The organism is Paracoccus sphaerophysae, assembly GCF_000763805.1.
Classification (GTDB): domain Bacteria; phylum Pseudomonadota; class Alphaproteobacteria; order Rhodobacterales; family Rhodobacteraceae; genus Paracoccus; species Paracoccus sphaerophysae.
In genome coordinates, this window is sequence record NZ_JRKS01000037.1 from 20,291 (window position 1) to 30,085 (window position 9,795).

Annotated in this window: 10 protein-coding genes, 1 tRNA gene and 1 pseudogene; 3 read left to right on the forward strand and 9 right to left on the reverse strand. The window is 71.4% G+C overall.

Annotated elements, in window-relative coordinates:
- The first annotated feature begins 14 nt into the window (after positions 1-14).
- Entirely contained in the window at positions 15-866 is an 852-nt protein-coding gene (locus IC63_RS11070) for an SDR family oxidoreductase (protein ID WP_036720294.1), read from the forward strand.
- A gap of 15 nt (positions 867-881) precedes the next feature.
- On the opposite strand, the gene IC63_RS11075 is transcribed toward IC63_RS11070, so the two are convergent.
- The 9 genes from IC63_RS11075 to dapF all read right to left on the reverse strand — a co-directional run bounded on the left by IC63_RS11075 (position 882) and on the right by dapF (position 9,417).
- On the reverse strand, positions 882-1,496 hold the full coding sequence (locus IC63_RS11075) for a COG3650 family protein (protein ID WP_036720296.1): 615 nt from the start codon (positions 1,494-1,496) through the stop codon (positions 882-884).
- 14 nt (positions 1,497-1,510) lie between these two features.
- Positions 1,511-2,224, reverse strand: coding sequence for a VIT1/CCC1 transporter family protein (locus IC63_RS11080; RefSeq protein ID WP_036720298.1), 714 nt, complete (start codon positions 2,222-2,224; stop codon positions 1,511-1,513).
- A gap of 116 nt (positions 2,225-2,340) precedes the next feature.
- Positions 2,341-4,263, reverse strand: a complete 1,923-nt coding sequence (gene dxs / locus IC63_RS11085; RefSeq protein WP_036720300.1) for a 1-deoxy-D-xylulose-5-phosphate synthase — start codon at positions 4,261-4,263, stop codon at positions 2,341-2,343.
- A 46-nt stretch (positions 4,264-4,309) separates the two neighbouring features.
- Positions 4,310-5,179 (reverse strand): polyprenyl synthetase family protein, encoded by an 870-nt coding sequence (locus IC63_RS11090; RefSeq protein WP_036720302.1) that lies wholly within the window; start codon positions 5,177-5,179, stop codon positions 4,310-4,312.
- A gap of 3 nt (positions 5,180-5,182) precedes the next feature.
- Positions 5,183-5,425: an exodeoxyribonuclease VII small subunit gene (locus IC63_RS11095; protein WP_036720304.1), complete on the reverse strand. Its 243-nt coding sequence runs from the start codon at positions 5,423-5,425 to the stop codon at positions 5,183-5,185.
- On the reverse strand, positions 5,422-6,339 hold the full coding sequence (locus tag IC63_RS11100) for a histone deacetylase family protein (protein ID WP_052042135.1): 918 nt from the start codon (positions 6,337-6,339) through the stop codon (positions 5,422-5,424). The genes IC63_RS11095 and IC63_RS11100 overlap by 4 nt, the downstream gene beginning before the upstream one ends.
- A gap of 45 nt (positions 6,340-6,384) precedes the next feature.
- Positions 6,385-7,242 (reverse strand): pantoate--beta-alanine ligase, encoded by an 858-nt coding sequence (panC, locus tag IC63_RS11105; RefSeq protein WP_036720306.1) that lies wholly within the window; start codon positions 7,240-7,242, stop codon positions 6,385-6,387.
- Between the two features lie 76 nt (positions 7,243-7,318).
- Positions 7,319-8,590, reverse strand: a complete 1,272-nt coding sequence (gene mtaB / locus IC63_RS11110) for a tRNA (N(6)-L-threonylcarbamoyladenosine(37)-C(2))-methylthiotransferase MtaB (RefSeq protein ID WP_036720311.1) — start codon at positions 8,588-8,590, stop codon at positions 7,319-7,321.
- Positions 8,587-9,417: a diaminopimelate epimerase gene (gene dapF / locus IC63_RS11115; protein WP_036720313.1), complete on the reverse strand. Its 831-nt coding sequence runs from the start codon at positions 9,415-9,417 to the stop codon at positions 8,587-8,589. The genes mtaB and dapF overlap by 4 nt, the downstream gene beginning before the upstream one ends.
- Before the next feature lie 97 nt (positions 9,418-9,514).
- Between dapF and IC63_RS11120 the strand changes: the two genes are divergently transcribed.
- Both IC63_RS11120 and IC63_RS18145 read left to right on the forward strand, forming a co-directional pair.
- A tRNA-Lys gene (locus IC63_RS11120) sits at positions 9,515-9,590 on the forward strand.
- Positions 9,591-9,674: 84 nt separating this feature from the next.
- Positions 9,675-9,795: pseudogene (locus tag IC63_RS18145) on the forward strand (IS5/IS1182 family transposase); the annotation flags it as partial.

Genomic DNA, 9,795 nt, shown 5'->3' on the forward strand with positions numbered 1-9,795 from the left:
GTGAGTTTGCGGCGATGAGACTGGTCGTCCTCGGCCACGGCTATTCGGCCGGGTTCCTGACCCGGCTGCTGGTCCCGCAGGGCTGGACCGTCACCGGCACCACCCGCGACGACCCCGCCCGCGTCGCTTCCGCCGGCGCCCAGCCGCTGCTGTGGCCCGGCGACGAGGCTGCCATCCGAACCGAACTCGCCCGCGCCGACGCAATTCTCGTCAGCGCTGGCCCCGGTCCCGAGGGCGACCCCGCCCTGCGCGACTTTGCCGAGGCCATCGCCGCCAGCCCGGCGCGCTGGCTGGGCTATCTCTCCACCACCGGCGTCTATGGCGATCACGGCGGCGGCTGGGTGGACGAAACGACCCCGCTCACCCCCTCGACCCGGCGCGGTCGCGAGAGGGTGGCGGCCGAGGCCGCGTGGCAGCGGCTGGCGGCGGATCACGGCCTGCCGCTGCACATCTTCCGGCTGGCCGGCATCTATGGCCCCGGCCGCGGTCCATTCGAAAAGCTGCGCAGCGGCACCGCCCGGCGGATCGTCAAGCCGGGGCAGGTGTTTTCCCGCACCCATGCCGAGGACATCGCCCAGGTGCTGGCGGCCTCGATCGGGCGGCCCGATCCGGGCGCGATCTACAACGTCTGCGACGACGAACCCGCCCCGCCCGAGCAGGTGCTGGAAACCGCGGCGACCCTGCTGGGCGTCCCGGTGCCGCCGGCCGAGGACTTCGCCACGGCCGAGATGACCCCGATGGCGCGCAGCTTCTATGCCGAAAGCAAGCGGGTGGCGAACGACCGCATCAAGCGCGATCTGGGCGTGGCGCTGCGCTATCCCGATCACCGCGCCGGTCTGCTGGCGCTGCTGGCGGACGAAGGCTAGCGCCCCGGCCCCGGCTCAGGGGGTGATCCGGCAGCACCCGCTCAGCATCTGCGACCGCTGGCCGGCGCCGTCGAAGACCAGCGCCGCCGACAGCCCATAGACACGATCCGACATGCCGTCGCTGCATTGCGCGGGCTGGATCACCGCCGTCATCCGGCCGTTGCCGTCGCCCGCAACCACCGCCCGAACGGGGCTGCGGAAACGGCCGTCATCCAGCACCGCGCGGCGGTCCAGCGGGCGCGAGGTGCCGGGCGTCTCGAACACCATCCGGCTGCCAACCTGGCGCAGCGCCCAGAACGGCTCGGTGCCCAGGCAATTCAGCGTCGCGGGCAGCGCGCCGGCGATCCAGACATCGGTGCGATAGGCCAGATAGCGCGCATTGACCCAGCCGGCGCGCTCGGCGGTGTTCACCATCGCCCAGCCATTGCGCTCGGCCACCACCTCGACGCCGGTGGCATCCGGGGCCAGCGTGCCGATCACCGCGCCCGAGGCGCTGGGCCGGTCGCGGATGTTCAGCCGGTCACCGGCCGACACCCCACTGACGTCGAAGAGGGTGGGCAGCACATATTCCGGCGTCGCCAGCGCCGGGCCGGCTGCAAGGCACAGGCAAAGGGCGAGGAGATGGCGCATGGGCGGCGTCCCGGTCAGGCGGCGATGCCGAAAACATGCCCGATCCCGGCCGTGACCGCCATCGCAAAGCTGCCCCAGACGAGCACACGTGCGAGAGCGGGCAGCACCGGCGCGCCCCCCGCCCGCGCCCCGGCGATGCCCAGCACCGCCAGCGCGGCCAGCGTCACCGCCAGCACCCAGCGCACGGTCTGGTCCGCCGGGGACAGCAGCGCCGACAGCAGGGGGATGGACCCCGACAGCGAAAACGTCACCGCCGAGGCCAGCGCCGCCTGCATGGGGTTCGCGGCGTGTTCCTCGACCAGCCCCAGCTCGTCGCGGATATGGGCGCCCAGCGCGTCGTGTTCGGTCAGCTCGACGGCCACCAGCCGCGCCGTGTCGGGGGCGAGCCCGCGCGATTCATAGATCGCGATCAGCTCCTCCAGCTCGACGTCGGGCTGAGCCTTCAGGGCCTTCTGCTCGCGGTGGATGTCGGCCTGCTCGATGTCGGACTGGGAACTGACCGAGACGTATTCCCCCGCCGCCATCGACAGCGCCCCGGCGGCCAGCCCCGCCGCCCCGGCAATCGCGACCGCCCCGGGCGCCGGGTTCGCCATCGCCACGCCGACGGTCAGCGAGCCGACCGACACGATCCCGTCGATCGCCCCCAGCACTGCCGCCCGCAGCCAGCCGGATCGGGTGATGTAATGCGGATCGTGGGGGTGCGCGTCGGGATGGGTGTTGCGGGTCATCGCGGTGCCTTGGGAGTAACTCGCCGGCCGCTTACGCCCCGCCCCGCCCGACCACCAGCCCCGCGATCTCTTCTTTGCCGAAATATCCCGGGGGTCCGGGGGCAGCGCCCCCGGCTTCAGGCGCGGCGTTCCATCGTGGCCACGCCCAGCACCTCCAGCACCTTCGCCTCGATCTGCGGCGCGTTCATCGCGGCGACCGCATACATCGCCTCGGGCGAGGCATGGTCGATGAAGCTGTCGGGCAGCACCATGCTGCGGAATTTCAGACCACGGTCAAAGACGCCCTCGTCGCCCAGCAACTGCGCGACATGGCTGCCGAAGCCGCCAACGGCGCCTTCCTCGATGGTGATCAGCGCCTCGTGCTCGCGCGCCAGCCGCAGGACCAGCTCGCGGTCCAGGGGCTTGGCAAAGCGCGCATCGGCCACGGTGACGGCAATGCCGCGCTGGGCCAGCGACTCGCGCGCGGCCATCACCTCGGCCAGCCGCGTGCCCAGCGACAGGATCGCCACCCGCGCGCCCTCGGCGATGATCCGGCCGCGGCCGATCTCCAGCGGGATGCCGCGTTCGGGCATCTCGACGCCCATCCCCTCGCCGCGCGGAAAGCGGAAGGCCGAGGGGCGGTCGTCCAGCGCCGCGGCGGTGGCGACCATGTGGACCAGTTCCGCCTCATCGGCGGCGGCCATCACCACCATGCCGGGCAGGTTGGCCATGAAGGCGATGTCATAGGCGCCGGCATGGGTCGCCCCGTCGGCGCCGACCAGCCCGGCCCGGTCAATGGCAAAGCGCACCGGCAGGCGCTGGATCGCCACATCGTGCACGACCTGATCGTAGCCGCGCTGCAGGAAGGTCGAATACAGCGCGCAGAAGGGCTTCATCCCGCCCGCCGCGAGCCCGGCGGCAAAGGTCACCGCGTGCTGTTCGGCGATCCCCACGTCAAAGCAGCGGCGCGGAAAGCGTTCAGCGAACAGGTTCAGCCCGGTCCCGTCCGGCATCGCGGCGGTGATCGCCACGATCCGGTCGTCGCGTTCCGCCTGCGCGATCAGCGATTTCGCGAACACCGAGGTATAGCTGGGGGCGTTCGACTTGGCCTTGGCCTGCTCGCCGGTCACCACGTCGAACTTGGCGCGGGCATGGCCGCGGTCGGCGGCGTTCTCGGCCGGGGCATAGCCCTTGCCCTTCTTCGTCACCGCATGGATCAGCACCGGCCCGTCGGCGCGCGCCTTGACCGTGCGCAGCAGCGGCAGCAGCTGGTCCAGGTCGTGGCCGTCCACCGGGCCGATATAGGAAAACCCCAGCTCCTCGAACAGCGTGCCGCCGATGGTCATGCCCTTCAGCATTTCCTTGGCGCGCCGAGCGCCTTCCTGCATCGGTGGCGGCAGCAGGCTGACGGCGCCCTTGGCGGCGGCCTTCAGCTCCTGGAAGGGGCCGCGGGTGTAAAGCCGGGTCAGATAGGACGACAGCGCCCCCGTTGGCGGCGCGATGGACATCTCGTTGTCGTTCAGGATCACGAACAGCCGCTTGCCCAGATGGCCGGCGTTGTTCAGCGCCTCGAAGGCCATGCCGGCGCTCATCGCGCCATCGCCGATCACCGCCACGGCGTCGCCTGGATCGCCGCCCAGCTCGCGCGCCATCGCGAAGCCCAGCGCGGCCGAGATCGACGTCGAGCTGTGGCCCGCCCCGAACGGGTCATGGGCGGATTCGCTGCGCTTGGTGAAGCCCGACAGCCCGCCTTCCATCCGCAAGGTGCGGATGCGGTCGCGGCGGCCGGTCAGGATCTTGTGGGGATAGCACTGGTGGCCGACGTCCCAGATGATCTTGTCGCGCGGGCTGTCAAAGACCGCGTGCAGCGCCACGGTCAGTTCCACCACCCCCAGCCCGGCGCCCAGATGCCCGCCGGTCACGCTGACGGCGCTGATCGTCTCGGCCCGCAACTCGTCGGCCAGCTGTCTCAGCTCGCGATCGCTCAGCGACTTGAGGTCGGCGGGGCCCGAGACCCGGTCGAGCAGCGGCGTCGCGGGGCGGGCGGGAAGATCGGTCATCTGGCTGGCCCCTTTCGGGCTCTCGCTGGGCGCCCGCGGGGGCGTCTCAGGTCTGGCGGTGGATAACGAAACGCGCCAGTTGCCGCAAGTTTCCCGCCGCCTCGCTGTCGGGATAGACATTCAGCGCCGCCTCGGCCTTGCTGACGATGGCCGAGGCCTTGTCGCGTGCCCCCTCCAGCCCCAGCAACGACACGAAGGTCGCCTTGCCCAGCCGCGCATCCTTGCCGGTCCGCTTGCCGGTCTGTTCGGGATCGCCGGTCACGTCCAGGATGTCGTCGGCGACCTGGAAGGCGAGCCCCAGATGCCGCGCATACTCCGCCAGAGGCTCGGGGTCCGCCCCCGCGATCAGCGCCCCCGAGGTCGCCGCGAACTGGATCAGCGCCCCGGTCTTGGCCTGCTGCAGCGCCTTGACGGCGGGCAGGTCCAGCGGCTCGACGGCGGTCTCGGCGGCGATGTCCTGCGCCTGCCCCCAGACCATGCCGCGCGCGCCCACCGCGGCGGCAAAGCGCTGCAGCAAAGCCACGCGCAGGTCGCAATCGCCGATGGCGTCGTCGGTCAGCACCGCGAAGGCCTGGGTCTGCAGAGCGTCGCCGGCCAGGATCGCGGTCGCGTCGGACCACTGGATATGGCAGGTCGGCATCCCGCGGCGCAGGTCGTCGTCGTCCATCGCCGGCAGGTCGTCATGGACCAGGCTATAGGCGTGCAGCAGTTCCACCGCGACCGCGACCGGCATCGCCCGGTCGTCGGCCACACCATGCAGCCGCGCCGATTCCAGCACCAGGAAGGCGCGGATGCGCTTGCCGCCGACGCAGGCATAGCGCATCGCGTCGGACAGATCGCCAGGCGGCAGATCGGCCAGCGCAGCCTGGATCGCCGCATCGACGGCGGCGCGGACGGCCTCGAGACGGGAAATCATCGGTCAGAGCCCCTCGACCGGGGTGGTCCCGGTGGGTTCGCCGCCGGCCGACAGCATGATCTTCTCGACCCGCTCCTCGGCGGCGCGCAGGCGGCGTTCGCAATGGGCGCGCAGCTTGGCGCCGCGTTCATACAGCGCGATCGACTGGTCCAGCGTCGCGTCGCCGTGTTCCAGCTTGCCCACGACGGATTCCAGTTCCTTCATCGCGTCCTCGAAGGACATCTGGTCGATTTCGGGATCGGTCATGTGGGAGTTTCCCTCAGCGTTTCGACGTGCGCCCGGGCCGAACGGCCCAGGGCGGCGAGATCATAGCCGCCTTCCAGCACCGATACCACCGGGGCCCCGGCCTGTCGCGCGGCGTCGCGGATCAGGCGGGTGATGGCGGCGAAATCACGCTCGGTCCACATCAGGTTGGCCAGCGGATCGTCGGCATGGGCGTCGAACCCGGCCGAGATCAACACCAGCCCCGGCCGCCACTCGGCCAGCCGCGCGGCGATGGCGGTCCAGGCGGCCAGCGCCTCGGCCCCGCCCGAGCCGGGGCGCAGCGGCGCGTTCATCACCTGCCCGTGCGCCCCGGTTTCCGATGCGCGCCCGGTGCCCGGATACAGCGGCATCTGGTGGGTCGAGGCGAAGAAGGCGCGGGGTTCGTCCCACAGCAGGTCCTGCGTGCCGTTGCCGTGATGGACGTCGAAATCCACCACCGCCACCCGGTCCAGCCCGTGATGATCCAGCCCCCGCTTGGCGGCGATCGCCGCCGTGCCCAGCAGGCAGAAGCCCATCGGCGTCTCGCGTTCGGCATGGTGGCCGGGCGGGCGCATGGCGACGAAGGCAGCTTCATCCTCACCACCCAGCACCGCATCGACCGCCGCGCAGGCCCCGCCGACCGCACGCAGCGCGGCGTCGAGGCTGTGCGGCGACATATGCGTGTCGGCGTCCAGCGCCACGATCCCCTGCGCCGGCACCGCCTGCTGCAGCCGGCGCAGATAGCGGTCGGGGTGGCAGCGCAGGATGTCGGCCTCGTCCGCCAGCGGGCAGTCGCGCCGCGGCAGGTCCAGCGGCGCCAGCGCATCCAGCACCGCGGCGTGGCGCGCGACCTGTTCGGGATGGCCCGGGGGCGTCAGGTGGCGGGCGGCCGAGGCGTCGGTGTAAAGCAGCGTCATGGGCGGCAGGCTGCGGCATTCGCGGCCGTCATGCAAGAAGCAGGCTCAGACCGCGACATTGTCGATCAGCCGCACCGGCCCCAGCCACGCCGCCGCCAGCAGCCGGGCCGGCCCGTCGAGGCGGTCCAGCGGGGTCAGGGTCTGCGGATGGCGCAGGTCGAGATATTCGACCCGCGCGAAGCCGCCGGCAAGGATCTCGGCCCGCGCGGCCTCCAGCACCGGCGCGGGGTCCTCGCCGCCCCGCAACCGCTGCGCGGCGTGGGTCAGGGCCGCATACAACGCCGGCGCCGCCGTGCGGTCCGGCGGCGATAGGCGGGCGTTGCGCGAGGACATCGCGAGCCCGTCCGCCTCGCGCACGGTGGGGCAGCCGATGACCTCGATGGGGATGTTCAGGTCCGCGGCCAGCCGCCGCACGATCTGCAGCTGCTGCCAGTCCTTTTCGCCAAAGAAGGCGCGATCCGCGCCGGTCATCAGGAACAGCTTGGCGACGATGGTGGCCATGCCGTCGAAATGGCCGGGGCGGAAATCGCCGCACATGCCGCTGGTGAGCCCGGACACGCTGACGGTGGTGGCAAAGCCCGGCGGATAGACCTCATCCACCCCCGGCATGAACAGCAGATCCACCCCGGCCGGTTCCAGCACGGCGCGGTCGCGATTCTCGGTGCGGGGGTATTTCGCCAGGTCCTCGGGGCGGTCGAACTGGGTTAGGTTGACGAACAGCGTGACGATCACCCGGTCGCAGGCGTCGCGGGCCTGCGCCACCAGCGACAGATGCCCGTCATGCAGGGCCCCCATCGTGGGCACCACGGCAACGCTGTCGCCCGCCTGGCGCCACCCTCTGGTGACGGCGCGCAGCTCGACCACGCTGCGGACGACCTGTATCGGGCTGCTGTGAGCGGTCATGCGGAACTCCGCCTCTCATCGTGCTGCGCTGCGGCATAACGGCTGTCGGCGCGGGGACAAAGGAGAATCAGCAAGCTCAGGCGGTCAGGCGGGTGCCGTCATGGCCAAGGATGGTGATGTCCACCAGCGCGCCCTCGGGCAGGTCGCGGGTCAGCGCGACCTCGGTGAACTGCGCGGTCCGGCCCAGCCGGGGGCCTTCGGTCAGGATGCGGTGGGTGCGCCCGACCTGCGCCGCCAGATGCGCGCCCAGCGCCGCGTCGCCGGCCGCCCGCAGCCGCGCGGCGCGGTCCTTGATCGCCGGCCCCGGCACCCGCGGCATCCGCGCCGCCGGCGTGCCCTGCCGGGCCGAGAACGGAAACACGTGCAGGAAGGTCAGCCCGCAATCCGCCACCAGCCGCAGCGAGTTCTGGAACTGCGCCTCGGTCTCGGTCGGGAAGCCCGCGATGATGTCGGCGCCGAAGACGATGTCCGGGCGCAGGCGGCGGGCGTCCTCGCAGAACCGGATCGCGTCGTCGCGCAGGTGGCGGCGCTTCATCCGCTTGAGGATCAGGTCGTCGCCATGCTGCAAGGACAGGTGCAGATGCGGCATCAAGCGCGGTTCGGAGGCGATCGCCTCCATCAGGTCCGGGTCGGCCTCGATCGAATCGATGGACGAAATCCGCAGCCGCGGCAGGTCCGGGACCATCCGCAGGATGCGCCGCACGAGGTTGCCCAGCCGCGGCGCGCCCGGCAGGTCGGCCCCCCACGAGGTCAGGTCCACGCCGGTCAGCACCACCTCGTTGAAGCCCCGGTCGCGCAGTCGCCTGATCTGGTCCACCACCACCCCCGCGGGGACCGAGCGCGAATTGCCCCGGCCGAACGGGATGATGCAGAAGGTGCAGCGGTGGTCGCAGCCGTTCTGGACCTGCACATAGGCGCGGTGGCGGCCGAAGCCGTCGATCAGGTGGCCGGCGGTTTCGCGCACCGACATGATGTCGTCGACCATCACCCGCTCGGTGCCATGGTCGGGGGCGGCGAGGCTGGCCCAGGTCGCGGGCTGCATCTTTTCGTGGTTGCCGATGACGCGGGCGACCTCGGGCATGGCGGCGAAGGTCTCGGGCTCGGTCTGGGCGGCGCAGCCGGTGACGATGATCGGCGCGCCGGGGTTTTCTCGCGCCAACCGGCGGATCTCCTGGCGGGCCTTGCGCACCGCCTCGGCGGTGACGGCGCAGGTGTTGACGATGACGGCGCCCGACAGGCCGGCGGCCTCGGCCATCTCGCGCATCGCCTCGGATTCATAGGCGTTCAGCCGGCAGCCCAGCGTGGCGAGGACCGGAGGTTTCGCGGGGGCGTTCAGGGGCGCGTTCATGGCGCGAGCCACGCGGGCGACAGCACCCCGTCAAAGACCCGCGCCACCGGCCCGGTCATCCAGACGCCATCCTCGCGCCAGTCCACCACCAGCGTGCCGCCGTCCAGGTCCAGCGTCACCCGCCGCCCGGTCAGCCCGCGCCGATGCGCCGCCACGGCGGTCGCGCAGGCGCCCGAGCCGCAGGCGAGCGTCACCCCGGTCCCCCGTTCCCACACCCGCATCCGCAGCCGGTCTGGCCCGGTGAGGCTGGCGAATTCCACATTGGTGCGCTGCGGAAACAGCGGGTCGTGTTCGACCTGCGGGCCGCGGGTGGTCAGCGGCACCGCCTCGGCATCATCGACGAAGAACACGGCGTGCGGGTTGCCCATGCCCACGGCAGCCGGCGCGCCCTCCAGCGGCAGTCGGTCGGTGTCGGTGGCGTGCGCCAGCGGCACCTCGGCCCAGCCGAGTTGCGGCGGGCCCATGTTCACCCAGACCTGCCCGTCCTCTCGCACCGCCCGCAGCAGCCCGCGGCGGGTGGCGAAGCGGACCTCGTCCCGGCCCAGCGCCTCCATCATAAGCGCAGCGACGCAGCGCGAGGCGTTGCCGCAGGCCCCCGCCTCGGTCCCGTCGCTGTTCCAGAACACCAGCCGGTAATCGGCCTGCGGGTCGTCCGTGATCTCGGCCAGCTGATCGAAGCCGACGCCGCGATGCCGGTCCCCCACCGCCCGCGCCAGCTCGGCCGTGACCGGCCGCGCTGCGCCGTTGCGCGAATCGATGACGACGAAGTCGTTTCCCGCCCCGTGCATCTTGATGAAGGGCAGGCCAGGCGTGCGGATCGGGTCCATCGCGGCGATATACGCAGCCCCCCGCGATTCCGCCAGAGCCGGGCAATTTTTCCCCTTGACCCCCCCGCGGGGCATCCCTAATCAGACGCCCTGTGTTGGGCCCATAGCTCAGTTGGTAGAGCAACTGACTTTTAATCAGTGGGTCACAGGTTCGAATCCTGTTGGGCTCACCACTGTTTTCCCTGTCAAGCGGCGTTGTTGCAGAAGTCCGCCCGCGGAGGATTCACGGCGGGAATCCAGTCGGTTAGGCCGGGGGCATGAGCAAGCCTTCTCCCGCCCGCTACCGCACGACGAACTGGTCCAGCTACAACGACGCCCTGCGACGGCGCGGCTCGCTGCTGGTCTGGTTCGACCGGGAGATGGTCTGGCTGGCGCCAC

Coding starts and splice junctions, on each gene's coding strand:
- IC63_RS11070 (WP_036720294.1), top strand. CDS start 15: ATGAGACTGGTCGTCCTCGGCCACGGCTATTCGGCCGGGTTCCTGACC.
- IC63_RS11075 (WP_036720296.1), bottom strand. CDS start 1,496: ATGCGCCATCTCCTCGCCCTTTGCCTGTGCCTTGCAGCCGGCCCGGCG.
- IC63_RS11080 (WP_036720298.1), bottom strand. CDS start 2,224: ATGACCCGCAACACCCATCCCGACGCGCACCCCCACGATCCGCATTAC.
- dxs (WP_036720300.1), bottom strand. CDS start 4,263: ATGACCGATCTTCCCGCCCGCCCCGCGACGCCGCTGCTCGACCGGGTC.
- IC63_RS11090 (WP_036720302.1), bottom strand. CDS start 5,179: ATGATTTCCCGTCTCGAGGCCGTCCGCGCCGCCGTCGATGCGGCGATC.
- IC63_RS11095 (WP_036720304.1), bottom strand. CDS start 5,425: ATGACCGATCCCGAAATCGACCAGATGTCCTTCGAGGACGCGATGAAG.
- IC63_RS11100 (WP_052042135.1), bottom strand. CDS start 6,339: ATGACGCTGCTTTACACCGACGCCTCGGCCGCCCGCCACCTGACGCCC.
- panC (WP_036720306.1), bottom strand. CDS start 7,242: ATGACCGCTCACAGCAGCCCGATACAGGTCGTCCGCAGCGTGGTCGAG.
- mtaB (WP_036720311.1), bottom strand. CDS start 8,590: ATGAACGCGCCCCTGAACGCCCCCGCGAAACCTCCGGTCCTCGCCACG.
- dapF (WP_036720313.1), bottom strand. CDS start 9,417: ATGGACCCGATCCGCACGCCTGGCCTGCCCTTCATCAAGATGCACGGG.